The organism is Paenarthrobacter sp. TE4293, assembly GCF_050435325.1.
Classification (GTDB): domain Bacteria; phylum Actinomycetota; class Actinomycetes; order Actinomycetales; family Micrococcaceae; genus Arthrobacter; species Arthrobacter nitroguajacolicus_C.
Genome location: NZ_JBNJRY010000009.1, coordinates 75,820 through 102,035, shown reverse-complemented (window position 1 = coordinate 102,035; position 26,216 = coordinate 75,820). Strand labels below are relative to the sequence as shown.

Here is a 26,216-nt window from a genome sequence, read left to right as displayed (position 1 = left end):
CCTACTGCGCCGTCGCGCCTGGATCGGGAAGCTCATGGGCGGGCGGCAGGTCATCAAGTGTCCGGCCCGCGAGGGTACTGGCAACCCATAGCGAGCGGGCGAGGTCACCGGCGTCCCGGGGAGAAGCGGCATATCCCAAGGCATTGTCCACCTCGCGGGCGATGCTCCATTGGCGGGCAATCTCGGGATCGAGTCCGGCGGCGAGGCTGAAGTCGTGGCAACGCTCCCGCAACGCAGCTTCCGGGGCCGTCGGCGAAAGGTCACGGATACGGTTCCAGAGAACCGGCGCCACGGCGAACTCGGCCTCCCCGATCTGCGGCTGCGGGTCGATGGCGAGGTATTCGCCCCGGTGGGCACGATTGCCGCTGGTGACAGCAAGGATGTTCATGAAATGGAGGTCGGTGTGCACCAGGACATCCCGCCCCGACCGGCGTCCCACTGCACCACGCGTCTGGCACACTTCGAGCGCTGCTTCAAGCAGCCATCTGGGGAAGGGCCGGTCCAGGCGTTCCCACTCCGCCGGAAGCTCATCACTCCACCGCTCGGCAGTTGCGGCAACATGGTCAAAAGCCCGCCATTCAAGGCGCTCGTCGGGTTGGATGGAGAGGTGGCGCACGATGGTGCCCCACGCATCCCTCGCTTCACCCAGCGGAGCGTCATGGAGCCAACGGGAGGCATCGAGGCGTTCGAGGAGCAGCGAGCAACTGGAGGCGTCCGATGCCAGCAAACGGACCGCGCCGCGGCCATTCCAGAGCGCCAGGGCGTGCCGCTCCACCTGTGCTTCGACGTGCGGGAAGGCAATTTTCAAGGCAGCCGGCGTGCCCTCCTGGAGGACGGGCACCACCAAGGCTCCATGGCCGTTCCACGGTTCGGCGCCGGGAGCCAGGTCCACGCTAAGTTGCCAACGATCCAAAGCATCGGAGATCAGCCCCGGAAGGCTGGCCAGCCAGTCGCGTCCCGCGGAGTCGCGGTTGTACCGGGCGTGCAGGTCGCCCGGAATCGGAATCATCGCGTGAAGGGTCACGCGATCAGCCTAACTCTGCGGGAACCCGCGGCTCCTAGAAAACGCCGCTGGCACCCAAGAGCGTTCCCACGGAGAAGGTGGCAGCCAACGCCAAGGCCCCGCCCAACACCACCCGGACAGCGGCGCGGAACCGGGACGCACCACCGATCCAGGCGCCCACGGCCCCTGTGATCGCCAAGGCCAGGAGCACCGCAGCGAAGGTCAGCGGCACACGGAGTTCCGGCGGCGGCAGGAGGATGGCCGCCATAGGAAGGATAGCCCCCAACGTGAAGGCCACCGCGGATGCCAACGCTGCGTTCCACGGGCTGACGATGTCGTCCTCGTGGATATTCAGTTCTGCCGAGAGGTGGGCGGCCAGGGCATCATGTTCGGTGAGTTCCTCAGCAACGGTCCGTGCCGTCGTGGCACTGAGGCCCTTGGATTCGTAGATGGCGGCCAGCTCGTTGAGTTCATCTTCTGGCTGCTCTGCCAGTTCGCGGCGTTCCTTTTCGATCAGGGCCTTCTGGGTGTCGCTCTGGCTGCTGACGGACACGTATTCGCCCAAGGCCATGGAGATGGCTCCACCCACCAGGCCGGCGGTGCCGGCGGCAAGGATGGTGCCGGTGCTGGTCGTGGCACCCGCCACGCCCACCACGATCGCGGCAACGGAGACAATGCCGTCGTTGGCGCCCAAGACGCCGGCGCGCAACCAGTTCAGGCGGTGGGCCAGATCATCCCGGTGGGGTTCGTTCTCATGCGTCGTGGCAGTTTCTGTGGAAGCCATAATCCAAGCCAAGCACCGGTGGGCGGCGTTGACCAGCATGGCTAGGCTGGCCTATCCAGCCCGGGAAGTGACTGGCCCGGACGCGGTGGGCGTCGGCAGGGCAGGCAAGTCACCGGCGTCGAGCTCCAGTCCGGGCAACGCCGGTGTAGCTGCGCCCCATGCCAGGCTCCTGCGGGCAGCGGCCAGGAGGCCGTCCACCGCCCAGGCCCGGGTCCCACCCGTGGAAAGGGCCACCAGGTCCCCCAAGACGGGAAGCGATGACGCTTCCACCAGAGCCAATGACGCCCCGGGATCCTCGGCGAAGCTGTTCGGAAGCCGGTAGCCGGCCTCACTGGCAGGGACGTCCCCGCAGTTGGCGCGGGTCAGTGCCTCGACCTGCTGGAGCAACAGCTCGTGGGTTTCAAGGTCCTTGGCTGCGGAGCCCGAAGCTGTGCTGTCCAGTCGCTTCAGTGCCACCTGATAGGCGTAGATGGCTTCCTGATGCATGCGGACCGTCGCTGCCAGTGCAGCGTCCGTGGTGGCGGATGTGGGATGCGCTGTGGGACTCACCGACGGGCACGGTGCCGCCGAGGGAGTCGCCGCGGGCACCGTGGCATCCGCTGACGCCTGATCCTTCGGGACGGGGACCTGCCATGCCCTGGCCAGCTTTTCGGCCTGAAGCAGTTGCGCGGACCCCACAGCGGCGAGCAGGCGGGCGATACCGCCGTCGGCCTCGCGGGCGTCCGCCAGCCGCTTCGTTCCACTCGCGGACAATCCCGCGACAAGGGAAGCGCGCGTGGCGTCCGGTGAGCTGCTTGGTGATGCGGACCCGGGGGCGGTGGGCGTTGCGTCGGCAGGGACCAACAGGGCGCGCGCCTGGGTTGTCAGCAAAGTCACAGCGTCACCCGGGAGCGACTTTCCTGCGGCCTGATCTGCCGCTTCAGACAGGGCGGCGGCCGATTCGCGCAGCTGCAACGTGTCCTGGAGCGCGCCGGCGCGGGCCGTTTCGGTGAAGGGGACGGGCGGAGGAGTGCCGGAATCACGGGGGATAAGCACTATTCCGGTGCCCGCCACGAGCAGCGCCACCACGGCAACCAGCACCACCCGGCCCCAAGGGGGTGTTCGTCGTTTTTCGCTTGTCTGCCCGTTCACAACAGACCATGGTGTCACGTGGGCGGCGAACTCCGTGCACCATGTTCCCGGGAAAATCGTTAGGCTAGTAGTCACAACAACATCTATCGGGAGGCGGCGGGCAACGTGAGTGACTCGGAAGCCACGACTTCAACAGACCGTTCTGAATCGAACTCAACGGCCATCCACAACCCGGAAGAGAGCAGGCTCACAGCGCTGCTCGAACCGGCCGTCCTTGCCAGCAGGCTCTACCTCGAGGATGTTTCCATCCACGTTGCCGGTTCACACCGTACGGTCCACATTGTGGTGGACCTTCCGCAGGAGGAAACCGGCGGCGTCAGCCTTGACGCCATTGCGGAGGTCTCGCGCGGGCTGTCCGATATTCTGGACAACGATCCCCACGACGACGGACGCCCTTACGACCTCGAGGTTTCTTCGCCTGGCGTCGGCCGCCCCTTGACAGAGCCCCGCCACTGGCACCGGGCGCGGGGTCGGATGGTCAGGGTCAACGTCATCCAGGGTGAGAACCTCCTGGGCCGCATTGCCTCAGTGGAGGACGACGCCGTGACTCTGATCCCCGAGCACGAGGTCAAAAAGGGCATGAAGCCAAAACAGGGCGACCCCATCACTATTCCTTTCGACAGGATCCGCCAAGGAAAAGTCGAGATTGAATTCAGCCACCTCCACGAGGCTGCGCTGGAAGACGAGCACAACGGACCTTCTGAGGAGGCCTAATGGATATTGACATGAGCGCACTGAGACTCCTGGAGCGTGAGCGTGAAATCCCGCTGGATCTCCTGATTCCCACCATTGAGCAGGCCTTGCTGGTGGCGTACCACAAGACGCCGGGCGCCTTCGAGAAGGCTCGTGCAGAGTTGGACCGCAAGAGCGGCCACGTGACCATCTGGGCCACCGAGATCGACGACGATGGCGAGCCCATCGGCGAGTTCGAAGACACCCCGGCCGGTTTTGGCCGTATCGCAGCCAGCACCGCCCGCCAGATCATCCTCCAGCGTCTTCGTGACGTGGAGGACGACAACGTGCTGGGTGAGTTCAAGGGCCGTGAAGGCGAACTGGTTGCCGGCATGATCCAGCAGGGCAACAACCCGCACATGATCCAGGTCAATCTTGGAGCTGTTGAGGCGCTGCTGCCGCCGCCCGAGCAGGTGCCGGGTGAGAAGTACCTCCACGGAAGCCGCCTGCGCGCCTTCGTTGTGGATGTCCACCGTGGCGCCAAGGGACCCTCCATCACCCTGTCCCGCTCGCACCCCGGACTGGTTCGCAAGCTGTTCGAACTGGAAGTTCCCGAGATCGCGGACCACTCCGTTGAGATCGTGGCGCTTGCCCGTGAAGCCGGCCACCGCACCAAGATTGCCGTCAAAGCCAACACTCCCGGCGTCAATGCCAAGGGTGCCTGCATCGGCGAAATGGGTTCACGTGTCCGCGCTGTCATGACGGAACTGAACGACGAAAAGATCGACATCGTCGATTTCAGCGACGACCCGGCTACCTTTATCGCCAACTCGCTGTCGCCGTCCCGAGTGAATTCGGTCACTATCACCGATGAAGCAACCCGATCGGCGCGCGTGGTGGTTCCCGATTACCAGCTTTCGCTGGCGATCGGCAAGGAAGGCCAGAACGCGCGGCTTGCTGCCAAGCTGACCGGCTGGCGGATCGATATTGTTTCCGACGCCGCCCCGGCAAAGGTCGACTAACAGTCCAATCGGCGGTTGATGCCGCCGGTTCCGCGCCGCGCTGGCCTCACCCCCGGTTTCGGGAGTGCGGGGCCGGGGGGCTAGACTAGATGGAACCGGGCTTACGTCCGGTATCCGCGCGCTTTGGCGTGCCTCAGCTGCGTTTGCAGGACCGGGGCCCGTCGGGCGCCAGTAGCGTAAGGCAGGTTGGACACGTCGTGGCTGAACTGCTCGAACATGGCCATGGGCCTGTTCGCACCTGCATCGGATGCCGGAAGCAAGGCTCCCGGTCCGAGCTTGTCCGGCTGGTCGCCCAAGGCAGCGGTTCGTCCGCCGTTCTGGTGGATGAACGACGCCGGATGGCCGGCAGGGGTGCGTGGCTGCACCCCAGCGAAAAGTGCTTGGCATTGGCGATCAAGCGGCGCGCTTTCGGAAGGGCCCTTGCGGGTGCCGCCGAAACGGGCGCCGTCGAACGTTACCTGATGACGGGCACGCCACTTGCAGGGGCCAAGGCCTCCGCAGGAAAACCGTCCAAACCTGAAAGCGGGTCAGAAAACTGATGGAAACCCGATGAGTTCCCAGCGATGAGTGCGTAACGATGACAACTTTGTTGCGCTCTGCAATGGGCCTTTCAATCGCGCAAGCGGCGAAGGCCCGCAGTAAGAAGTAGACGGTTCGTGCCTGGCTCGGTGCGGACCGAGACAGGAGAAATGTGGCCAAGGTCCGCGTACATGAGCTCGCCAAAGAGCTCGGTATTACTTCCAAAGATGCAGTAACCAAACTGCAGGAATTGGGCGAATTCGTTCGCTCCGCCTCGTCAACCATCGAGGCCCCCGTCGTGAAGAAGCTTCGCGACGCTTACCCGGGTGCCGGCGCAGCCAAGGCTGCCGCGCCTGCAGCCGCTCCGGCGGCAACCCGTCCCGCAGCATCCCGACCGGCCGCTCCGGCTCCGGGTCCCGCAGCACCGAAGGCGCCGTCCCCGGCGCCTGCTGCTCCTGCTCCGGCAGCCCCCGCTCCGGCGGCCCCCGCTCCGGTAGCACCCGCGGCTCCGGCCGCATCCACCCCGGTCTCGGCAAAGCCCGGTGCCCGTCCTGCTCCCAAGGCAGAGACCCCGGCTCCGGCGCGTCAAGGTGGCCAGGCTCCCCGTCCCGGCGGTCCCCGTCCGGGCAACAACCCGTTTGCTACGTCGCAGGGCATGCCCCGTGGCCGTGGTGGCGACGGAGACCGTCCGCCGCGTCCGGGCAACAACCCGTTCGCTCCGTCGCAGGGCATGCCCCGCGGTGAGCGCCGCAATGACGGCGAACGCCCCGGTGGTCCCCGCCCCGCTGCCGGCGCAGGCGGTCCCCGTCCTGCAGCAGGAACCGGTGGTCCCCGTCCGGGCGCCCCGCGTCCGGGTGCACCCCGTCCGGGCGCTCCGCGTCCTGCCGGCGGTCCCGGTGGCGGAAACCGTCCTACTCCGGGCATGATGCCCAACCGTACTGAGCGTCCGGCTCCGGGCGGCGCAGGTCGTCCGGGTGGCGCAGGCCGTCCCGGCGGCGGTCCGGGTCGTCCCGGTGGCGCACCCGGTGCAGGTACCGGTGGCGGAGCTCCCGCCGGCGGTGGCTTTGGCAAGGGTGGCCGCGGTCGCGGTGGAACCCAGGGTGCCTTCGGCAAGGGCGGCGCCGGTCGTGGCAAGCAGCGCAAGTCGAAGCGTGCAAAGCGCCAGGAACTGGAGCAGATGAGTGCTCCGTCGCTGGGCGGCGTATCGGTACCCCGCGGCGATGGCGAGACCATCATCCGCCTGCGTCGCGGCTCGTCCATCACGGACTTTGCCGAGAAGATTGATGCGAACCCCGCATCGCTCGTGACCGTGCTGTTCCACCTCGGTGAAATGGCCACGGCTACGCAGTCCCTGGACGAGGACACCTTTGGCCTGCTCGGCGCCGAACTCGGCTACAAGCTCCAGGTTGTTTCGCCGGAAGACGAAGAGCGCGAACTGCTTGACCAGTTCGACATCAACATCCAGGACGAGCTCGACGCCGAAGGCGACGACGTCCTGGAGCCCCGCGCACCGGTTGTCACCGTCATGGGTCACGTTGACCACGGTAAGACCCGCCTGCTTGACGCGATCCGCAACTCCAACGTTGTGGCCGGCGAGCACGGTGGCATTACCCAGCACATCGGTGCCTACCAGATCAGCCATGTCCACGAGGGCACGGCACGCGACATCACCTTCATTGACACCCCTGGTCACGAGGCCTTCACGGCCATGCGTGCACGTGGTGCCAAGGTCACCGACATCGCGATCCTGGTTGTTGCAGCTGATGACGGCGTCATGCCGCAGACAGTGGAAGCTCTCAACCACGCCCAGGCAGCCAACGTGCCGATCGTCGTCGCAGTGAACAAGATCGACAAGGAAGGCGCCAACCCTGACAAGGTCAAGGGCCAGCTGACTGAGTACGGCCTGGTTCCCGAAGAATACGGTGGCGACACCATGTTCGTTGAGGTCTCTGCACGTCAGAACCTCAACATCGACGAACTGATCGACGCTGTCCTGCTGACGGCCGACGCTGCTCTGGATCTGCGCGCCAACCCGGACAAGGACGCTCGAGGCATTGCCATCGAAGCGAACCTCGACAAGGGCCGCGGTGCGGTTGCTACCGTCCTGGTGCAGTCCGGAACCCTGGCAGTTGGCGACACGATCGTGGCCGGTACGGCTCACGGCCGCGTTCGCGCCATGTTCGACGAGAACGGCGAGGCGCTCGATGTCGCACTGCCGTCCCGTCCGGTCCAGGTCCTCGGCCTGTCCAACGTGCCGCGTGCAGGTGACACCTTCCTGGTGACGCCGGACGAGCGTACGGCCCGCCAGATCGCCGAGAAGCGTGAAGCTGCCGACCGCAACGCCGCACTGGCCAAGCGTCGCAAGCGCATCAGCCTGGAAGACTTCGACCAGGCCGTTGCCGAAGGCAAGATCGACACCCTCAACCTCATCCTCAAGGGTGACGTATCCGGTGCCGTGGAAGCCCTCGAAGACGCCTTGCTCAAGATCGACGTCGGAGACGACGACGTTCAGCTCCGTGTCATCCACCGCGGTGTGGGTGCCATCACGCAGAACGACGTCAACCTCGCTACGGTGGACAACGCCATCATCATCGGCTTCAACGTCAAGCCGGCCGAGCGCGTTGCTGAGCTGGCCGACCGTGAAGGCGTGGATATGCGCTTCTACTCGGTCATCTACGCAGCAATCGATGACATTGAGATGGCTCTCAAGGGCATGCTCAAGCCGGAGTACGAAGAAGTCCAGCTCGGCACTGCCGAAGTCCGCGAAGTCTTCCGTTCCTCCAAGTTCGGCAACATCGCAGGCTCGATCGTCCGCTCGGGCATCATCCGCCGTAACAGCAAGGCACGTGTCAGCCGCGACGGCAAGGTCATCGGTGACAACCTCACCGTTGAGACGCTCAAGCGCTTCAAGGATGACGCAACCGAAGTCCGGACGGACTTCGAGTGTGGTATCGGTCTTGGCTCCTTCAATGACATCACTGAAGGCGACATCATCGAGACCTTCGAAATGCGCGAAAAGCCGCGCGTCTAGGTTCCGTTTGGAGCGGGTCCGTCGGGTAGCCCCGGCGGACCCGTTCCGTCCCCGTTTCTACTTTCCAGGAGGAAGTCATGGCCGATCCCGCACGCGCTGCCAAGCTGGCACAGCGGATCAAGGTCGTCGTCGCGGAAGCGCTCGGACGTCGCGTCAAGGATCCGCGTGTCGAGTCCATCACGATCACCGACGCCCGCGTCACCAACGACCTTCAGCACGCAACCATCTACTACACCGTATTCGGTGACGAAGTAGCCCACGCCGATGCCGCCCGTGCCTTGGAAAAGGCCAAGGGTGTGCTGCGGCAGGAAGTCGGCCGCAACATCACCGTCCGGTTGACCCCGACGCTTGAGTTTGTTGCGGACCAGATTCCGGTCAATGCCTCCAACCTCGAGGAGTTGCTGCGCGAAGCCAAGCGCCGCGATGCCGAGGTGGCCGCATTGGCTGCCAGCGCCAAGCACGCAGGCGAGGCCGACCCCTACAAGGGCGACGCCCCGGAGGACATCGACGAAGACGACTTCGACGAAGAGGACACTGACCTCTCCGGCGACAACGAACTCGACGAAGACGCCAACCGCTAAAACTTCAGAGGTTTTGTACAGCTCATGCCCCTAAGACTGCGTTTTAGGGGCATGAGCTGTATTCAAACTCGTTAGGATCAGAGCATGTCGGCGCACAGTACACAGCAACGTGATGAATACCTGAACCGTGCCATCAGCCTTGCGGTGCAGAACGTTTCCGACGGCGGCGGTCCCTTCGGCGCCGTCGTGGTCACCCCCGACGGTGCTGTGCATGAGGGAGTCAACCGGGTAACACGCGACCACGATCCCACGGCCCACGCAGAAGTCGTGGCGATACGCCGGGCGGCCGCGGCAACACAAAGGTTCGACCTCAGCGGTTCCGTATTGTATGCCAGCTGTGAGCCCTGCCCGTTGTGTTTGTCCGCAACGCTCTGGGCCAGGATCGGCCAGGTCTACTTCGCGGCGGACAGGCACGGTGCCGCCAGGGCGGGTTTCGACGACGCAGTGTTCTATGAGTACTTTGCCGGCAGCAGGCCGGAGCTGCTCCCGGTGGAACACGCTGAATTGGCTGCCTCCGATGACCCTTTCGAGGCCTGGCGGCACCACACCCGCCGGACCGCGTATTGAGCACTCCGTCACCGGAGCGACCGCGCACTAAACCTTCGCCGGAAGCCGGCCAACGCCGTCGAGCAGGTCCGGCTGCCCGCCGCAGAGGGCGATCCTGATCCAGCCCTCACCGATCGAGCCGAACGCCGTTCCCGGGGCGAACGACACACCGGAATCCGCCAGGAACTTGCGAACCCAGGTGCGGACATCGCCGTCGCTGACATGGGACACGTCCGCCCACAAGTAGAACGCTCCTTGTGCTCCCAGGAACGGAATGCCTTTCTCCGACAGCACAGCTGACGCCGCGTCCCGGTTGCTCCGGTAATGCCCGCGCGCCCGGGAGACGTAGTCCTGAGGCCCTGTCAGCGCAGCTAGTGCCGCGTACTGCGAAGGAGACGCAACGCAGGACACGATGGACTCCATGACGTTGTTCATCTTCTGCTCCAACCCCGGCGGACAGATCAAGGCACCGATCCGCAGGCCCGTCAGGCCGTACGTCTTGGACAGGGTCAGGGAGGTGAACACGCGGGCTTCGCCAGGAACGTCGCTGTCGAAGCGGGCAGGGCTGACATGGGGGACATCGAAGGTGAAAGCCTCATAGCATTCGTCCGAAATGATCCAGAGGTCATGCCGCACTGCCAGTTTTACCAGCCGGCGCGTGGCTTCTTCACTGATGACGGCGCCCAGGGGGTTGGAGGGAGAGTTCAGCACCAACACCTTGGTACGAGGTGTGATGAGGGCCTCGATGTCCTCGATATGCGGCTGGAAGTCGTTCTGCGGGTACAGCGGATACTGTACGGGAACGGCATGCAGGAGGCGGCTGGTCATGCCGAAGGTGGGATAGCCGGGGTTGGGAATGAGGATTTCATCTCCGGGGGAGAGCAGAAGGCTCATGGCGAAATGCAGGCCCTGCTGGGCGCCGTCCACCACATAGACCCGTTCAGCGCCCATGTCCACGCCCTGCTGTTCCCGGAAGCGGGCCGCGAAGGCCTCACGGAGCGCGGGAATCCCGGCGTTCGGTGTGTAGTTGGTCTCATCCCGGTCCAGGCAGGCAATGCCCGCGTCCAGAACGTGGCGTGGCAGCGCAAAGCCCGGCTCGCCGATGCTGAGCACGATCGCCCCGGGTGTCGCCCAGGCGGCTTCGGTGATCTCACGGATTTGGTTCACGGGGACATCGCGCACGTGCGGGGCAAGCTCAGGCATGGGAGCCATCCTAGCCACCCATATACTGGTAAGCGTGCTTTCTGGACTGGTAATCGTTGACAAACCGCAGGGATGGACCAGCCACGATGTGGTTGGCCGGATGCGGCGGCTGGCCGGTACCCGGAAAGTGGGGCACGCCGGGACGCTCGATCCCATGGCGACAGGCGTGTTGGTCCTGGGCATCAACAAGGCCACCCGCCTGCTGACCTACATCGTGGGGACGTCCAAGACGTACACGGCTACCATCAGGCTCGGCGAAACCACCATCACCGACGACGCCGAGGGCGAGGTCACGGAGGCGCGCAGCGCGGCGGGAGTCACCGACGAGGCCATCGCCGCCGGTGTGGCCGCCCTGACAGGGCCCATCCAGCAGGTGCCCAGCAGCGTCAGCGCCATCAAAGTCAACGGTGAGCGCTCCTATGCCCGTGTCCGCTCGGGCGAGGAAGTCAAGCTCGCGGCCCGACCTGTCACCATCCACCGCTTCGACATCCACTCCACCAGAAGGATCGACGGCGGCAGGGTAGTTGACGTCGACGTCACCGTGGAATGTTCTTCCGGCACGTACATCAGGGCCCTCGCCCGCGACCTCGGCAATGGCCTGGGCGTCGGCGGACACCTCACGGCCTTGCGCAGGACCCAGGTTGGTCCGTACACGCTGGACCAGGCGCGGACCTTGGACGAGTTGGCAGAAGAACTCAAGGTGTTGGAGATGTCCCTGGCCGCGCGGTCGCTCATGCCCAACCGGGAGTTGAGCGACGAAGAAACGACCGAGATCTCCTTCGGCCGCAGGATTGCTGCCGGCCCCGGAGCAGGAACGCCGGAGGCAGCTACGGCCGAAAAGCCTGCTGCAGCGTTCGCGCCCTCGGGGGAGTTGGTAGCGCTGCTGGCGGATTCCGGAAGCTTCGCCAAACCGGTGCTCGTCTTTGCGCCCGGAACCGGGACGGGTTCCGGAACCGCGACAGGACAGGCAAAGTAGCCATGGACGGATACTTCTACGCCCTCCTGATTGTCGGACTGGTGTCGACGATCATGTGCCTCGTTGCCGGCTTGATGAAGAAACCACCGAACGATCCCACCATCTTCTCCGTTCTTGCTGTTGAACTGGTACTTCTGGTGTATTTGGTGGGCTCGATCGTCCGGGTAGCGATGGGCGAGCAGATCGCCGGTGAAACCTGGGAATTCTGGGGCTACCTGGCGACGGCACTCCTGATCCCGCTGGGGGCCGTTTATTGGGCCATCCTTGAACGAACCCGCTGGAGCAATTTCGTCCTGGCGGCAGTGGGTGTCACGGTGCTCGTGATGGGTGCCCGCATGAACCAGATCTGGTACTGATTTTGAAGGAAGAACATAACGTGACTGGAACTGAGACAAATCCGGCGAGCCAGCAGCCGGAGCAGAAGGACACCCGGAACACGGGTCCGGGCCGCCTGTTGATCGCGGTCTATGCGGTGTTCGCGCTGTCGGCGACAGCGCGTGCCGGTTACCAGATCGCCACCAAGTTCGCCGAAGCGCCGCTGGCGCACATCCTCTCGGCGTTCGCCGCCGTCGTCTATATCGTGGCGACTGTTTCCCTGGCCAAGCAGGGCCGCACCTGGTTCAAGGTTTCCGTGGCAGCAGTGCTCACGGAGTTGATCGGCGTGTTGGTCGTGGGAGCGATAAGCCTCTTCGATCCGGTGGCCTTCCCGCACGACACCGTATGGTCGCTGTTCGGCCGGGGCTATGGCTTCGTCCCCCTGGTCCTGCCGATCCTCGGACTCCTGTGGCTTAACAAGCGCCGGCCGTCCTAAGCCAGCTGCCCTTGCGGGTAACCTTAGAATGTTCCGGCGCCGGGAGGTTGCCGGGCAGAACGAATATCTGCAGTAAAAGGCGAGGTTGATGGTCCACATCTGGAACGATCCCACCGAAGTCCCCAAGGACTTCGGACCTACTGTCGTTACCATCGGGAACTTTGACGGCGTCCATCGCGGCCACCAGCACGTCTTGTCGCAAGTGACCGATACCGCCAAGCGCCACAACATCCCGTCGGTCGCGGTGACCTTCGATCCACACCCTGCCCAGGTCCACCGGCCGGATTCGGCTCCCGAGCTGATCATGGGACTCCAGGACAAGCTGGAGGCCTTGGCGGAAACCGGCGTTGATGCAGTGCTGGTGATGAAGTACTCACTGGACCTGGCGGCGATGACGCCCTTGGAGTTCGTCCGCGAGGTCCTTCTGGACGGGCTCCACGCGGCGCACCTGGTGGTCGGCCACGATCTGCGTTTCGGCGCCGGCAACGCCGGTGATGTGGTCACCATGCAGGAACTGGGCGACCAGCTCGGCTTCGGCGTCCAGGTGGTCAATGAGTTCGGCGCAGGAGGCTTTCCGGTCCACGACGACGGGGACACGGACCGCCGCTGTTCCTCCACCTGGGTGAGGGAAGCCTTGTCCGAAGGGGATGTGGTGACCGCTGCCGCAGTTTTGGGTCGGCCCCACCGCATGCGTGGCGAAGTGGTGCACGGCGCAGCCCGCGGCCGCGATCTCGGGTTCCCCACGGCCAACCTTGCCCACGATTCGACGGGGTACGTTCCGGCAGACGGCATCTACGCGGGCTGGTTGATTGACCAGGCCGGCACCCGGTGGCCGGCCGCAATTTCCGTGGGATCCAATCCGACTTTCGACGGCGTCAGCCGCCAGGTCGAAGCCCACGTGATCGACCGTCCGGAAGAAAACGTGGAGGACTTCGACCTCTATGGGCAGACCGTTGCCGTTGAATTTACCCAGCGCCTGCGCGGTATGGTGGCCTACCGTGGACCCGAGGCGTTGGTGGAACAAATGTGCCTGGACGTGGCCCAGGCGCATGAGCTGCTGGGCCAGGGTTAGGCGCATTTCGACAACACTGCTGACCTGCCGGTAAACTGGTCAGTGGATCCGGCTGCAGTCCGTGGCGGCTGGACCTGTTTTTGTGTGCGGCAACGTACCAAGGACAACCCGTCAGCGAGGCGCTGCACCGGGAGGCACGGCACAACTCTAGGAGTTCACGTGGCACTTGAAGCCGCTGTAAAGCAGTCCATCATCAAGGAATACGCAACCTCTGAAGGCGACACCGGTTCGCCCGAGGTCCAGGTTGCAGTCCTGACCCAGCGGATCAAGGATCTGACTGAGCACATGAAGGAGCACAAGCACGACTTCCACACCCAGCGCGGTTTGCTGGCCATGGTTGGTCGTCGCAAGCGCATGCTGACCTACCTGAAGAACACCGACATTGCCCGCTACCGTTCGCTCATCGAGCGCCTCGGCCTGCGTCGCTAGTCTGCCTTTAGGGGCGGCCCGGTCCCTCGCGGAACGGGCCGCCTTCTTCAAAAACAACTAAAAACAGGAATCAACCGCATCGCGCATTCGCGGTCCTCGGTAGTGATTCCCGGGAAAACCATCTCCGCTGATGGGGCCCGTGGATCTCGATCGATGACCGGGTGTCGTACAGGCCAGGAAAAAAGAAGAGGCCTGGGTTGATGCGGCGGACTTCCGCTAACAGAAACGGAGGTGACTCTCTATGGAGGGTCCCGAAATCCAGTTCTCCGAAGCCATTATCGACAACGGCCGTTTCGGCAAGCGCGTCATTCGCTTCGAAACAGGCCGCCTTGCCAAGCAGGCAGCCGGCGCGTCGATGGTTTACATCGACGAAGACACCGCCCTGCTTTCCGCAACCACCGCAGGCAAGCAGCCGCGCGAAGGTTTCGACTTCTTCCCGCTGACGGTTGACGTTGAAGAGCGCATGTACGCTGCCGGCCGTATCCCGGGTTCGTTCTTCCGCCGCGAAGGCCGCCCGTCCACCGAAGCCATCCTGGCTTGCCGCCTCATGGACCGCCCGCTGCGCCCCGCCTTCGTCAAGGGCCTGCGCAACGAGGTCCAGATCGTCGTGACCGTCCTGGCGATCAACCCCGACGAGCTCTACGACGTGGTCGCTATCAACGCGTCCTCGATGTCCACCCAGCTTTCCGGCCTCCCGTTCTCCGGCCCGATCGGTGGCGTCCGCGTTGCCCTCATCGCCGACGAACAGGGTTCGCAGTGGGTTGCTTTCCCAAAGCACTCCCAGCTTGAGAACGCCGTCTTCAACATGGTCGTGGCCGGCCGGGTTGTGTCGGGTGCCGACGGTGACGACGTCGCCATCATGATGGTCGAAGCCGAAGCCACGGACAACTCCTGGAACCTCATCAAGGAACAGGGCGCAACCGCTCCTACCGAAGAGGTTGTTTCCGAGGGCCTCGAGGCTGCCAAGCCGTTCATCAAGGCACTCTGCGAAGCACAGGCGGACCTGGCGGCACGCGCTGCCAAGCCCACCGTTGAGTTCCCGGTCTTCCTGGACTACCAGGACGATGTCTACGCAGCTGTGGAAGCCGCAGCCGCTGACAAACTGGCTGCTGTTTTCCAGATCGCTGACAAGCAGGAGCGCGACAACGCCTCCGACGAGCTCAAGGACGAAGTCCTGGGCGCACTTGCCGGTGACTTCGAAGGCCGCGAGAAGGAACTGTCCGCAGCATTCCGCTCGGTGACCAAGCAGGTCGTCCGCCAGCGCATCCTGAAGGACCAGGTCCGCATCGACGGCCGTGGCCTGACGGACATCCGCCAGCTGACCGCCGAGGTAGAGGTTCTGCCCCGCGTTCACGGTTCGGCAATCTTCGAGCGCGGCGAAACCCAGATCATGGGTGTCACCACGCTGAACATGCTCAAGATGGAACAGCAGATCGACTCGTTGTCGCCGGTAACGCGCAAGCGCTACATGCACAACTACAACTTCCCGCCGTACTCCACCGGTGAGACCGGCCGCGTCGGCTCCCCGAAGCGCCGCGAAATCGGCCACGGCGCACTCGCTGAGCGCGCCCTTGTTCCGGTCCTGCCCTCCCGCGAAGAGTTCCCGTACGCCATCCGCCAGGTATCCGAGGCCCTCGGTTCCAACGGTTCGACGTCCATGGGCTCGGTGTGTGCTTCGACGCTGTCCATGCTCAACGCTGGTGTGCCGCTGAAGGCCGCAGTTGCCGGTATCGCCATGGGCCTGGTTTCCGACCAGGTTGACGGCCAGACCCGTTACGCAGCGCTGACCGATATCCTCGGCGCCGAAGATGCCTTCGGTGACATGGACTTCAAGGTTGCCGGTACGTCCGAGTTCGTGACGGCCATCCAGCTGGACACCAAGCTGGATGGCATCCCCGCTTCCGTGCTTGCAGCAGCACTGAAGCAGGCCCGCGAAGCCCGTCTCCACATCCTCGAGGTCATCAACGCAGCGATCGACACCCCGGACGAGCTCTCCGAGTTCGCTCCGCGCGTCATCGCCGTCAAGATCCCCGTGGACAAGATCGGCGAGGTCATCGGCCCCAAGGGCAAGATGATCAACCAGATCCAGGAAGACACCGGCGCGGACATCTCCATCGAAGATGACGGCACGGTCTACATCGGCGCCACCAACGGTCCGTCGGCCGATGCAGCACGGTCCGCGATCAACGCCATCGCCAACCCGCAGGTTCCGGAAATCGGTGAGCGCTACCTGGGCACGGTCGTCAAGACCACCACCTTCGGCGCTTTCGTTTCCTTGACCCCAGGCAAGGACGGCCTGCTGCACATCTCCGAGCTCCGCAAGCTGGCCAATGGCAAGCGCGTGGACAACGTTGATGACGTCGTCTCCGTGGGCCAGAAGGTCCAGGTCGAGATCACCAAGATCGACGACCGCGGAAAGCTCTCCCTCTCCCCGGTTGTGGCCGATGAAGAGGGCGCAGCTTCAGAGGACGCTCCGGCCGAGGCCGCGGAAGAGTCCGCAGAGTAGTCTGTAAGCAGTACACCCGGCGGGGCCGGTGGGCTTGAAAAAGCGCCACCGGCCCTTCCGGCCTTAACCCGAAAACCTGAAACCTGAAAGGCCTTGATGACTGTCGTACCCTTGCCGCTGGAGCAAACACTTCCCGGCGGCGAATTGATCCATGGTGCCGAGGGCGGTTCCGTCGTTCGGCGCTCGGTCCTTCCCGGCGGCGTGCGCGTCCTGACCGAGGCAATGCCCGGCCAGCGTTCGGCCACCATCGGGTTCTGGGTGGCAGTGGGTTCGCGCGACGAAGCGGACGGCCAACATGGTTCCACCCACTTCCTTGAGCACTTGCTGTTCAAGGGCACCAAGCGGCGGACGGCCTTGGAGATTGCCTCGGCCTTTGACGAAGTCGGCGGCGAATCGAATGCGGCCACGGCCAAGGAAAGCACCTGCTACTTCGCCAGGGTCCTGGACACGGACCTTCCCATGGCCATCGACGTCATCGCCGACATGATCACGGGCGCCGTCCTCGATCCTGCGGAACTGGAACAGGAACGCGACGTCATCCTCGAGGAAATCGCCATGGACAGCGACGACCCCACTGACGTTGCCCACGAGAAGTTCGTGGAGGCCGTGCTCGGCAACCACCCCCTGGCCCGCCCCATCGGCGGAACCCCGGACGCCATCAAAGCCGTGGCACGGGATTCGGTATGGGAGCACTACCAGCGCTACTACCGCCCTGAGGAACTGGTGATCACCGCTGCGGGCGGGTTGGATCACGACGTCGTCTGCGACCTCGTCCTCGATGCCCTGACGGCTGCGGGCTGGCAGCTTAACCCTGACGCGGCGCCCGTCGACCGCCGGGGGACCGACCGGGCCGTCATCACCGGGACCTCGGGACTCCACGTCGTCAAGCGTCCCGTGGAGCAGGCCAACATCATCGTGGGCTGCCCCTCGATTGTCGCAACGGATGACCGCCGGTTCGTTATGAGCGTTCTCAACGCCGTCCTGGGTGGCGGAATGTCCTCCAGGCTCTTCCAAGAGATCCGCGAAAAGCGTGGACTGGTGTACTCCACGTACTCCTTCGCGGCAGCCTACGCCGACGCAGGGTATTTCGGCATGTACGCCGGTTGCACGCCGTCCAAGGTCCGGCAGGTGCTGGAACTCCTGGGCGTGGAGCTCGAAAAGCTCGCCAAGGACGGCATCACGGAGGAAGAACTCCGTAAGGCAGTAGGACAACTGAGTGGTGGAATCGTTCTGGCCCTCGAGGACACGGGATCCCGGATGTCCCGGTTGGGCCGGGCAGAACTGGTCTCGGGCGAATTCCAGGACATTGACGAAACCCTGGCCCGGATCCAGGCGGTCACGGTGGAGGAAGTGCAGGAACTCGCCCGCGAACTGGCAGCAGCGCCCCGCACCATCACCGTCGTCGGTCCTTTCGAGGAAACCGAGACATTCGGCCTCTAAGTCTCTGGACTCACGCACCGTCGTCAGGGCAGCATGATCACACGGTGATGATGCTGCCCTGACGACTTTGGAGATGCTATGGATCGGCCCCCTGGCGGTCAAGCTGCCGAACTGTTGCAGGACTTCATAGGTCATTGGCGGGGCATCACGGAGATTGCGGCATCGCCCTGGGGGAGTGCCCGGACTGCCGATGCCGAGGTGGTGTTCAGCAAGGCAGCCGGCGGGTACGCGGTTGTCCAGAGCTACAGGCACCGTGAACCGGATGGCACGCATTTTGAAGGGCACGGCATGTTCACCGTTGACCGTGACCACGGTGACACGCTGTGGTACTACGTCGACAGCCTGGGCAGGGCGCCGGCCAGCCCGGTCCGCGGAGCGTGGAGTGCGGGCACCTTGACCTTGGACAGGCGGACCGCTGACGGCGTGGCCAGGCACACGTTCCGCGTCGACAACGGTGTCCTGGTGCACACTGCCGATCTAAGGCTTGAGGGGACGTCCGACTTCAGTCCGTTGCTGAAGAGTGTCTTCCGTCAGGTCTGACCTTCAGCCTCCGGCAAACGGCGGCAGGACATCGATGACGTCCTCGGCCCCGAGCGGTGCAGCACGGTCCCGCACAGCCACCTCATTGCGGAGGAAGCTGCTCCGCGCCACGATGCGGTCCAGCGTCGGCGTGCCCTCGGGAGGCAATGGACGTTCGACGGCGAGGGCAGCTTCCAGCAGGGCCTCCAGGCTGCTGCCTTCCGGGAGGACATGGCGTTCTTCTTCGACCCCGGCGGCCGCGCGCGCGGCAGCGAAGTAACGGACAAGCAAGGGTTCAGCCTCCGATTGCGCTCATGCTGCGGTCCGGCTGGACGAAGTCCGCTGCGCCGAGACCGGTATGGTCCATGCCGTGGGCCTTGGGTTTGATCCACATGGCGTCCTGCCACCGCTCCGCCAGTTGCTCATCCGTCGCGCCGTCCCGGAGGAGGCCCAGCAGGTCGAACTCTTCGCGGGAGAAGAGGCAACTCATGATCTTGCCCTCGGCGGTGATGCGCGTACGGCGGCAGTCGGAGCAGAACGGCTCGGTGACCGAGGCGATAATGCCGACCGTGCCCAGGACCGGACCGGTGGCCTCGCCGGAAGCTGCGTCCCGGCGTCGTACTTCGAAGCGTTCTGCCGGGGCCCCGTCCCGTGCCCGGGCGTCGGGCCCCAGCACGAAGTCGCGGGAGAGCAACCCGCGGATCTCCGCGGCCGTGATCATGTTGCGCCGGGTCCACCCGTGATCGGCGTCCAGGGGCATCTGTTCGATGAAGCGAAGTTCGTAGCCGCGGCCCAACGCCCACGCGAGAAGGTCCGGTGATTCGGTGTCGTTGATACCGCGCATCAGCACGGCGTTCAGCTTCACCGGACCCAGCCCGGCGGCCCAGGCGGCGTCGACGCCGGCCAGGACACGGTCCAGGAACGGACGCCGGGTGAGTTTGGTGAAGGTCTCCTCATGCAGCGAATCGAGGGAGACGTTGATGCGTGTGAGGCCTGCTGCCTTGAGCGCTGCGGCCTTCTTGTCCAGTCCCACGCCGTTGGTGGTCATGGAGATAGGGAGGTCCGGGTGGTCCTGTCGGATGCCCGAAATGATCTCCACCAGATCAGCACGGACCAACGGCTCGCCGCCGGTCAGGCGAAGCTCGCGCACGCCCAGGGTGTTGACACCGATGCGGACGATCCGGACGATTTCGTCCCGGGTCATCACTGCCTGCTTCGAGAGCCATTCAAGCCCTTCGGCCGGCATGCAGTACGTGCAGCGCAGGTTGCATTTGTCGGTCAGGGACAGGCGCATGTCCGTGGCCCGCCGGCCGTAGCGGTCCAACAAACCCGCAGGCGTGCCTGCCGGCCGCGGGGGCGGGACCGCCGCGGCGCTTTCCTGGCTCCCTGCGGCTTCTCCCGAAGGGATCACCGGTATACCCAGCTGAACACTCATAAAATCAGGCTACGCCACCGGGGCACGATCAGTGACACCGGTTACAGTCCACAGTTCTTACGGATTCCATACGCCGGGGCCATGGACGCCCGTATTGGGTGCCGGGCATCGTCGACGAACCTATGCTGAAAGCGTGACCACTCCTACGGCATCATCAGCGGAACCAGTCAACCGCCGCATCCTCCTGGTCGAAGACGAACAGACGATCGCCGATGTTGTCCGCGACTACCTGCTGCAGGCAGGTTTCCAGGTGGATGTGGCGGGAGATGGCTTCACCGCCCTGCAGATCGCAGCGTCGCGCCAACCCGACCTGGTGATCCTGGACCGCATGCTGCCCGGACTGGACGGCGTCGAGGTGTGCCGTCGGCTCCGTCAAACCATGAGCGTACCGGTGATCATGGTGACGGCACTGGGAACCGAAGATGACCGGATCCTGGGTTTGGAGATGGGAGCGGACGACTACGTCACCAAGCCCTTCTCGCCCCGGGAGCTGGTCCTCCGGGTGAAGTCCGTCCTGCGCCGCAGCATCAAGGAGTTTGCCCCGGAGCCACCAGTGGAAGCCGGAGGAATTGAACTCGATCCCGCCTCCCGGACGGTCGCCCATCGCGGCGTTCCGGTGGCTCTGACGGTGCGTGAGTTCGACCTTCTGGCCTTCCTCATGCGGCGGCCCAACCACGTCTTCAGCCGGGAAGAACTGATCAAGGCGGTGTGGGGCTGGGACTTCGGCGATCTGTCCACAGTCACAGTCCATGTGCGTCGCCTGCGGGAAAAGATCGAAAGCAACCCCACCAAGCCTGAGCTGCTCAAGACGGTCTGGGGCGTGGGCTACCGGTTCGACTCCACCCCCGGCAACCAGCCGGACCAATCCGGTGGCGGGGAGCGTGGCCATGGAGGGCAGTGAGCTATGGACCATCCTCGCCTGGGTCCTGTTCTGGGCCGTGCTGATCGGCGCTGCGACCCTGCTCATCCTTCGTCTGCTGCGCAGGGCCTCTGTCCTGGCGCAGATCTGCCTGGTGGTGGTGGCCACGGTTGCGGTGCTGGTGGCGGGTATGGTCAGTGCCTTCAACGCGATGTTCATCTCCGCCAGGGACCTGGAAGTCATGTGGTACATCCTGGCGGTGGCATCGGCTGTAGCCGTTGCCCTTTCCCTGATGTTGGGTGCGGGTGTCTCCCGCAACGCAGCCCGGTTGGTGGACGCGGCACGGCGGCTCGGCCGTGGCGAGACCCTGGACCACACCACGGGGGAGGGCCGGGGGAGCGCTCCCGCCATGACCTCGGAACTTGCCGGACTCGCCAAGGAACTTGAGGCCAGCAGCCGCAGCCTTGCCGAGTCCAGGGAACGTGAGGCCGCCATCGAAACTGCGCGGCGTGAGCTGGTGTCGTGGATTTCGCATGACCTCCGGACGCCCTTGGCCAGCATGCGCGCCATGACCGAAGCCCTGGAAGACGGTATGGCGTCTGATGTGCCGGGTTATTACCGGAAGATCATCGGACAGACCGAGCAAATGACCGCGATGGTCAATGACCTGCTGGAGCTGTCCAAGATCCAGGCCGGCAGTCTCCGGCTGCGGGCCGAGCCCCTGGATCTATACGACCTCGTCAGCGATGCGTTGTCCGACCTGGCGCCGCTGGCGGCGCAACGTGGCATCAGGCTCGACGGCGGCGGGGAGCGTGAGTGCATGGCCGTCGCCGATGGACCCAGCCTCGCCCGGGCCGTGAGGAACGTCCTGCTCAACGCCATCATCTACAGCCGGCCCGACACCGAGGTCCACGTCAGCGTCGGCCGGGACGGCACCGGGCGGAACGGCGGAAACGCCGTGGTAGCCGTGCAGGACCAGTGCGGCGGCATACCGGATGAGGACCTGCCGCACCTCTTTGAGACGGGCTGGCAGAAAGACCCCGCCCGCATTGCCGCGGATGGACTGCAGGGCAGCTACAGCGGCGCCGGCATCGGACTGAGCATGGTTGCGGGAATCGTGAAGGCCCACGGCGGATCGGTCACCGTGAACAATGTCGACGGCGGCTGCCGGTTTGCGCTGTCCCTCCCCTCAGGATTCCTTCCGGCGGTGACTCCGCCATCGTCCCACCCGGCCACTTCGGTTGCAGACGTGGCCTCGCCTGACCAAAGCCCAGGAGGCGCATCATGACCACGCCCAGCAGTGTCGACCAGCCAGGGCCGCATCCGGACACCCCGGAGGCCGGCACCTCCACGCGGGCACGCGTCCGGCTCCATCCCCGCTGGTGGGCTGCTGCTGCCGGGCTGGCTGCGGGCGGTGCGGGGATTGCTGCCGGCGAATTGACCGCGGGACTGCTGAGCCCCCTGGTTTCGCCGGTCACGGCCCTGGGCGGAGCCGTGATCGATGCCGTGCCTCCCGGGGTGAAGGATCTGGCCGTGCAGTTGTTCGGCATGGCGGACAAGATCGTGCTGATAGCGACCATCGGGATGGTCGCAGGGCTGTTGGCAGCGCTCGCCGGCGTCCTGGAGTATCGCCGCACCGGCTGGGGGCTGGCGCTGGCCGGACTGGCCGGAGCGGCGGGCCTGACCGCCGTCGTCACCCGTGCGCAGGCCGGTCCGCAGGCTGCCCTGGCTCCGATCGTGGCGGCAATCGTTACGATGCTGTTGTTGAGGGCACTCATCCGCCGGCTCGCAACGTGGGCTCCGTCCACCCCAGCGCCGGACAGGCAGGGCGTGGACCCGGCACCTTTGGCCCGGCGAAGCTTCCTGAACGCCCTCGCCGGAACGTCCATCGCCGCCGTCGTGGCCGGAACCGTGACAGGCATCCTCACACGGGCCACCACCGTGGCCTCAGGGTTCCGTGGTTCCATGACCCTCCCGGAGCCCGCAACCCCGCCCCAGGCAATACCCGCAGGTGCAACACTTGCCCTGGACGGCATCAGTCCCCTGGTGACTCCTAATACCGATTTCTACAGGATCGATACAGCCCTGACGGTGCCTGCCATCGACCCGCCTGCATGGAAGCTCAAGGTCACCGGAATGGTGGAGCGGGAGGTCGAAATCGACTTCGCCACGCTTCTCGCCAAACCCATGATCGAGCGGCATGTCACCATCGCCTGCGTGTCCAACAATGTCGGCGGGGACCTCATTGGCAATGCCCTCTGGCTGGGCTGGCCCGTCCGCGAACTCCTTGCCATGGCAGGGCCCAAAGCCGGAGCGGACATGGTGCTGTCAACCAGCAACGACGGATGGACGGCCAGCACGCCTTTGGAGGCGCTCACCGACGACCGCGACGCCCTGGTGGCCGTCGGCATGAACGGCGAACCGCTCCCGCTGGAACACGGCTTCCCGGTGCGGATGATCGTGCCCGGGCTGTACGGATTCGTCTCGGCCACCAAATGGCTCACGGAACTGAAAGTCACCCGCTTCGCCGACGACACCGCGTATTGGACTCCCAGGGGCTGGAGCGATCACGGACCCATCAAAACGCAGTCACGCATCGACGTACCCCGCAGCGGCAGGACGGTCCAGCCGGGCACAGTGCAGTTCGGCGGTGTGGCCTGGGCGCAGCACCGGGGGATCAGCCGCGTGGAGCTCCGGGTCAACCGCGGACCCTGGAAGCAGGCCACCCTTGCGACCGGGATTTCCACGGACACCTGGTATCAGTGGCAACTGGGCCTCGACCTCACCCCCGGGGACTACGAAGTGCAGGTCCGGGCCACCGATACCACGGGCCAGCCGCAGACCGAGGACAAGGCACCCGTGGCTCCGGACGGCGCCACGGGTTATCACACCATCAGCGTCAAGGTGGGCTAAGGCCCTAGTCTGTTTACGTCCGGAGAATTTCCCGGAAGCCAGCGTGTCACTCCAGGAGGTAGTCCGTGCCCAGAACAGTTGCAGCCCATCGCCAGGCTGTGGTGGAACTGCTGGCAGGCGCTGCCACCACCAAGACCACCCACCGTGTGCCGTTGCTCGATGCACTGGGACAGGCGCTCGCCGTCGATCTCTACGCGCCCCTTTCCCTGCCGCCGTTCGCCAACTCCCAGATGGACGGCTTTGCCGTCCGCTCCCAGGACCTTGCCGACGGCGGTGCGCGGCTCCGGGTAGCGGCGCCCGTTCCGGCAGGTGTGGCACCAGCAGCCCTGGCGTCCGGCTTTGCTGCCCCCATCATGACGGGGGCGATGATTCCCGAGGGCGCCGACGCCGTCGTACCCATCGAAAAGGCGACCCCCAACTCCTTCCCCCATCCCACCGCCACGGATGCCGTTGTCGACCTCCCTGCCGTCCTTCCCGGCACCTACGTCCGAACCAGCGGCAGTGACATCGTGAAGGGTGACTTGGCCCTGGCTGCCGGCACCCTGCTGGGACCGGCACAGCTGGGCCTGCTCGCAGCGCTGGGGTTGTCCACTGTTGAGGTCCCTGAAGCATTTCGGGTCCTTTTGGTCACCACCGGCGACGAGGTAGTGGAGCCGGGGAACGAGCTCACGCCCGGAAAGATTTTCGATTCCAACGGGACACTGTTGGAAGCCTCCATGCGCCAAGCCGGGTTGAACGTCATTCGTACGGGCATTTCAGATGACGATCCTTCCAGCCTCCTGAAGGTCCTGCACCATCACACGAAGGAAGCGGACCAGTCCGTGGACGTCATCGTCACCACCGGGGGAGTGAGCAAAGGTGCCTACGAGGTGGTCCGCCAGGCGATGGCCGGCCAGCCGGTTGACTTCCTCCCTGTCGCCATGCAGCCGGGCGGGCCGCAGGGCCTGGGAACCTTCAACGGCGTTCCGTTCCTGGGCTTTCCTGGGAATCCCGTCAGTTGCCTGGTCTCCTTCGAGATGTTCCTTCGGCCCGCCCTTTCCCGGGTTCTGGGAACACCCGCACCGAGGGCCGTTCGCACGGCGTGGTTGGCTGAACCGCTGACGTCCCCGGACGGTAAACACCAGGTCCGGCGCGGCACGGTGGCCAGCGACGGGGTGCTTCGCATGGAAGGCGGCGCGGGATCCCACCTGGTCCATGCCTTGGCGCGCGCCAACGCGCTGGTCCAGATTCCCGGCGACGTCACGGAACTCGCCGCAGGAGCCGAAGTGGAAGTATGGATGCTGTGAAACAAACTCCCGGGACAACAGAACATGCCGGCGGCCTGACGCACCTCAGGCAGGACGGCACCGCCCAGATGGTGGACGTCTCCGCCAAGGCCGTCACCACGCGCCAGGCCACCGCCACGGCAACCGTGCGCACCACCCCCGAAGTGCTGGCCCTGCTGGGCGCGGGGGAACTGCCCAAAGGCGACGCGCTCGCCGTGGCACGCGTCGCGGGGATCATGGCCGCCAAGAAGACCCCGGACCTGATTCCCTTGTGCCATCCGCTGCCGATTTCCAAAGTCACGGTCGACTTCGACCTGGGGACCGATTCGGTGGGAATCCTGGCCATGGTCAAGACCAAAGGCGTGACCGGCGTCGAGATGGAAGCGCTGACGGCGGCATCGGTCGCGGCCCTGAGCGTTTACGACATGATCAAGGCCGTGGACAAGCATGCCGTGCTGACCGACATCCGCGTCCTTGCCAAGAGCGGCGGCAAGAGCGGCGACTGGGACGTCTCCGGACCATCAACCCACGAGGCGGCCGGCGCATGACTGCTTGCGAGCCGAACGCCCACGGGCCGCGGAAGGCCGGAGTCGTGATCGCCTCCACCAGGGCCGCGGCGGGAATCTACGCAGATGAGACGGGGCCCATCATCCTCGATTGGCTCAACGAGCACGGTTTCGAGACTTTCCCCACCATGGTGGTCCCGGACGGCGAACCGGTGGGAGCTGCCCTGAGGGCACTTCTGACGCAGGAGCCGTCCGTTGTCATCACCAGCGGCGGGACGGGCCTTAGCCCCGATGACCGGACACCCGAAATGACGGTGCCGCTCCTGGACCGTGAAATTCCAGGGATCATGGAGGGTATTCGTCGCGCGGGTGCTGCAAAGACCCCCCTGGCCATGCTGAGCCGTGGCCATGCCGGAGCTGCAGGGAAGACATTCATCATCAACCTCCCGGGATCCCCGAAAGGGGTTATGGACGGATTGGCCGTCCTTGACCCGGTCATTGGGCACCTGTGCGAACAACTGGAAGGAAGCCATGGGCACTGAAACGGACTTCGAAGTAGTCAGCGCTGTCCTCAGCGCCGAGCCCATTTCCGTCGACCAAGCCATCGCGGCGGTCGAATCGGAGACAGCAGGTGCGGTGGTCAGCTTCAGCGGTGTCGTAAGGAACCACGACGCCGGCAAGGCCGTGGACCGGCTCAGCTACAGTGCCCACCCCACCGCGCACCAGGTCATGTCCGACGTCGTGGCGCAATTGGTCGCGGAACATTCGGGCGAAGCCGACCAGCCGGTTCGGATCTGGGCGGCGCACCGCATCGGCCTGCTGGAGATCGGTGACCCCGCGCTGGTTTGTGCCGTTGCAGCGGCCCACCGGGGGCAGGCCTTCGCAGTGTGTTCCGAACTGGTGGACAGGGTCAAAGCGCAGGTTCCCATTTGGAAGGAACAGTTCTTCACTGACGGCACCGTGGAGTGGGTCGGCGCGGGGGAGTAGGCCTGG

The 26,216-nt window shown here is 65.0% G+C and carries 28 protein-coding genes; 21 read left to right on the top strand and 7 right to left on the bottom strand.

All coding sequences use genetic code 11. From position 1 onward, the window contains the following. Position 1 precedes the first annotated feature (1 nt). The 3 genes from QF015_RS17845 to QF015_RS17835 are packed head-to-tail and all read right to left on the bottom strand — an operon-like array spanning position 2 to position 2,918. Entirely contained in the window at positions 2–1,024 is a 1,023-nt protein-coding gene (locus tag QF015_RS17845; RefSeq protein WP_429390325.1) for an aminoglycoside phosphotransferase family protein, read from the bottom strand. Positions 1,025–1,058: 34 nt separating this feature from the next. Further along, the gene (locus QF015_RS17840) at positions 1,059–1,787 is read right to left on the bottom strand and encodes a VIT1/CCC1 transporter family protein (protein ID WP_429390324.1); all 729 of its coding nucleotides are present in this window, start codon (positions 1,785–1,787) and stop codon (positions 1,059–1,061) included. Between the two features lie 51 nt (positions 1,788–1,838). Beyond that, entirely contained in the window at positions 1,839–2,918 is a 1,080-nt protein-coding gene (locus QF015_RS17835; RefSeq protein WP_310201266.1) for a DUF4439 domain-containing protein, read from the bottom strand. Positions 2,919–3,023: 105 nt separating this feature from the next. Here QF015_RS17835 and rimP point away from each other — a divergent pair, with 105 nt between their 5' ends. Together rimP and nusA are read left to right on the top strand one after the other, a co-directional pair. Next, entirely contained in the window at positions 3,024–3,632 is a 609-nt protein-coding gene (gene rimP, locus QF015_RS17830; RefSeq protein WP_429390323.1) for a ribosome maturation factor RimP, read from the top strand. After that, positions 3,632–4,612, top strand: coding sequence for a transcription termination factor NusA (gene nusA / locus QF015_RS17825; protein ID WP_310201263.1), 981 nt, complete (start codon positions 3,632–3,634; stop codon positions 4,610–4,612). The genes rimP and nusA overlap by 1 nt, the downstream gene beginning before the upstream one ends. Before the next feature lie 101 nt (positions 4,613–4,713). Here nusA and QF015_RS17820 read toward each other — a convergent pair whose 3' ends face one another. Continuing rightward, on the bottom strand, positions 4,714–4,977 hold the full coding sequence (locus QF015_RS17820) for a hypothetical protein (RefSeq protein ID WP_429390370.1): 264 nt from the start codon (positions 4,975–4,977) through the stop codon (positions 4,714–4,716). On the opposite strand from QF015_RS17820, the gene QF015_RS17815 reads away from it, so the two are divergent. From QF015_RS17815 to QF015_RS17800, 4 genes are all read left to right on the top strand, one after another. Continuing rightward, on the top strand, positions 4,897–5,151 hold the full coding sequence (locus QF015_RS17815) for a YlxR family protein (RefSeq protein ID WP_310202445.1): 255 nt from the start codon (positions 4,897–4,899) through the stop codon (positions 5,149–5,151). The two genes, QF015_RS17820 and QF015_RS17815, sit on opposite strands and share 81 nt — an antisense overlap. 152 nt (positions 5,152–5,303) lie before the next feature. After that, positions 5,304–8,162 carry a translation initiation factor IF-2 gene (gene infB / locus QF015_RS17810; RefSeq protein ID WP_429390322.1) on the top strand — a complete coding sequence of 953 codons (2,859 nt, stop codon included), beginning with the start codon at positions 5,304–5,306 and terminating at the stop codon, positions 8,160–8,162. Positions 8,163–8,239: 77 nt separating this feature from the next. Next, positions 8,240–8,743: a 30S ribosome-binding factor RbfA gene (gene rbfA, locus QF015_RS17805; protein WP_310201259.1), complete on the top strand. Its 504-nt coding sequence runs from the start codon at positions 8,240–8,242 to the stop codon at positions 8,741–8,743. An 84-nt stretch (positions 8,744–8,827) separates the two neighbouring features. Then, entirely contained in the window at positions 8,828–9,310 is a 483-nt protein-coding gene (locus tag QF015_RS17800) for a nucleoside deaminase (RefSeq protein ID WP_310201258.1), read from the top strand. A gap of 27 nt (positions 9,311–9,337) precedes the next feature. Here QF015_RS17800 and QF015_RS17795 read toward each other — a convergent pair whose 3' ends face one another. Next, on the bottom strand, positions 9,338–10,492 hold the full coding sequence (locus QF015_RS17795) for a pyridoxal phosphate-dependent aminotransferase (protein WP_310201256.1): 1,155 nt from the start codon (positions 10,490–10,492) through the stop codon (positions 9,338–9,340). A 34-nt stretch (positions 10,493–10,526) separates the two neighbouring features. On the opposite strand from QF015_RS17795, the gene truB reads away from it, so the two are divergent. The 8 genes from truB (at position 10,527) to QF015_RS17755 (ending at position 18,266) form a co-directional block, all read left to right on the top strand. Next, positions 10,527–11,468, top strand: a complete 942-nt coding sequence (gene truB, locus QF015_RS17790; RefSeq protein WP_310201254.1) for a tRNA pseudouridine(55) synthase TruB — start codon at positions 10,527–10,529, stop codon at positions 11,466–11,468. Between the two features lie 2 nt (positions 11,469–11,470). After that, positions 11,471–11,824, top strand: coding sequence for a hypothetical protein (locus QF015_RS17785; RefSeq protein WP_429390321.1), 354 nt, complete (start codon positions 11,471–11,473; stop codon positions 11,822–11,824). A 20-nt stretch (positions 11,825–11,844) separates the two neighbouring features. Then, positions 11,845–12,279, top strand: a complete 435-nt coding sequence (locus QF015_RS17780) for a hypothetical protein (RefSeq protein WP_429390320.1) — start codon at positions 11,845–11,847, stop codon at positions 12,277–12,279. Positions 12,280–12,367: 88 nt separating this feature from the next. After that, positions 12,368–13,351, top strand: coding sequence for a bifunctional riboflavin kinase/FAD synthetase (locus QF015_RS17775; protein WP_310201248.1), 984 nt, complete (start codon positions 12,368–12,370; stop codon positions 13,349–13,351). A gap of 159 nt (positions 13,352–13,510) precedes the next feature. Then, positions 13,511–13,780 carry a 30S ribosomal protein S15 gene (gene rpsO / locus QF015_RS17770; protein ID WP_261611043.1) on the top strand — a complete coding sequence of 90 codons (270 nt, stop codon included), beginning with the start codon at positions 13,511–13,513 and terminating at the stop codon, positions 13,778–13,780. A gap of 241 nt (positions 13,781–14,021) precedes the next feature. Beyond that, entirely contained in the window at positions 14,022–16,286 is a 2,265-nt protein-coding gene (locus QF015_RS17765; protein WP_310201245.1) for a polyribonucleotide nucleotidyltransferase, read from the top strand. A gap of 96 nt (positions 16,287–16,382) precedes the next feature. Continuing rightward, the gene (locus QF015_RS17760; RefSeq protein ID WP_310201242.1) at positions 16,383–17,726 is read left to right on the top strand and encodes a M16 family metallopeptidase; all 1,344 of its coding nucleotides are present in this window, start codon (positions 16,383–16,385) and stop codon (positions 17,724–17,726) included. 78 nt (positions 17,727–17,804) lie between these two features. Continuing rightward, positions 17,805–18,266: a DUF1579 family protein gene (locus QF015_RS17755; protein ID WP_310201241.1), complete on the top strand. Its 462-nt coding sequence runs from the start codon at positions 17,805–17,807 to the stop codon at positions 18,264–18,266. 3 nt (positions 18,267–18,269) lie between these two features. On the opposite strand, the gene QF015_RS17750 is transcribed toward QF015_RS17755, so the two are convergent. Then, positions 18,270–18,536 carry a MoaD/ThiS family protein gene (locus QF015_RS17750; protein ID WP_310201239.1) on the bottom strand — a complete coding sequence of 89 codons (267 nt, stop codon included), beginning with the start codon at positions 18,534–18,536 and terminating at the stop codon, positions 18,270–18,272. A gap of 4 nt (positions 18,537–18,540) precedes the next feature. Then, positions 18,541–19,680 (bottom strand): GTP 3',8-cyclase MoaA, encoded by a 1,140-nt coding sequence (gene moaA, locus QF015_RS17745; RefSeq protein WP_310201237.1) that lies wholly within the window; start codon positions 19,678–19,680, stop codon positions 18,541–18,543. A gap of 133 nt (positions 19,681–19,813) precedes the next feature. Here moaA and QF015_RS17740 point away from each other — a divergent pair, with 133 nt between their 5' ends. From QF015_RS17740 to QF015_RS17710, 7 genes are all read left to right on the top strand, one after another. Then, on the top strand, positions 19,814–20,581 hold the full coding sequence (locus QF015_RS17740) for a response regulator transcription factor (protein WP_310201235.1): 768 nt from the start codon (positions 19,814–19,816) through the stop codon (positions 20,579–20,581). After that, positions 20,568–21,827: a sensor histidine kinase gene (locus tag QF015_RS17735; protein WP_310201233.1), complete on the top strand. Its 1,260-nt coding sequence runs from the start codon at positions 20,568–20,570 to the stop codon at positions 21,825–21,827. Before QF015_RS17740 ends, QF015_RS17735 begins: the two co-directional genes overlap by 14 nt. Next, positions 21,824–23,452, top strand: coding sequence for a molybdopterin-dependent oxidoreductase (locus QF015_RS17730; RefSeq protein ID WP_429390319.1), 1,629 nt, complete (start codon positions 21,824–21,826; stop codon positions 23,450–23,452). Before QF015_RS17735 ends, QF015_RS17730 begins: the two co-directional genes overlap by 4 nt. Positions 23,453–23,517: 65 nt before the next feature. Continuing rightward, positions 23,518–24,738, top strand: coding sequence for a molybdopterin molybdotransferase MoeA (locus QF015_RS17725; protein WP_429390318.1), 1,221 nt, complete (start codon positions 23,518–23,520; stop codon positions 24,736–24,738). Beyond that, entirely contained in the window at positions 24,726–25,265 is a 540-nt protein-coding gene (gene moaC / locus QF015_RS17720) for a cyclic pyranopterin monophosphate synthase MoaC (protein ID WP_310201228.1), read from the top strand. Before QF015_RS17725 ends, moaC begins: the two co-directional genes overlap by 13 nt. Continuing rightward, a complete protein-coding gene (locus tag QF015_RS17715; protein ID WP_310201226.1) occupies positions 25,262–25,765 on the top strand; it encodes a MogA/MoaB family molybdenum cofactor biosynthesis protein in 504 nt (167 codons plus the stop codon). Before moaC ends, QF015_RS17715 begins: the two co-directional genes overlap by 4 nt. Then, a complete protein-coding gene (locus tag QF015_RS17710; protein ID WP_310201224.1) occupies positions 25,755–26,210 on the top strand; it encodes a molybdenum cofactor biosynthesis protein MoaE in 456 nt (151 codons plus the stop codon). Before QF015_RS17715 ends, QF015_RS17710 begins: the two co-directional genes overlap by 11 nt. Positions 26,211–26,216: the final 6 nt, after the last annotated feature.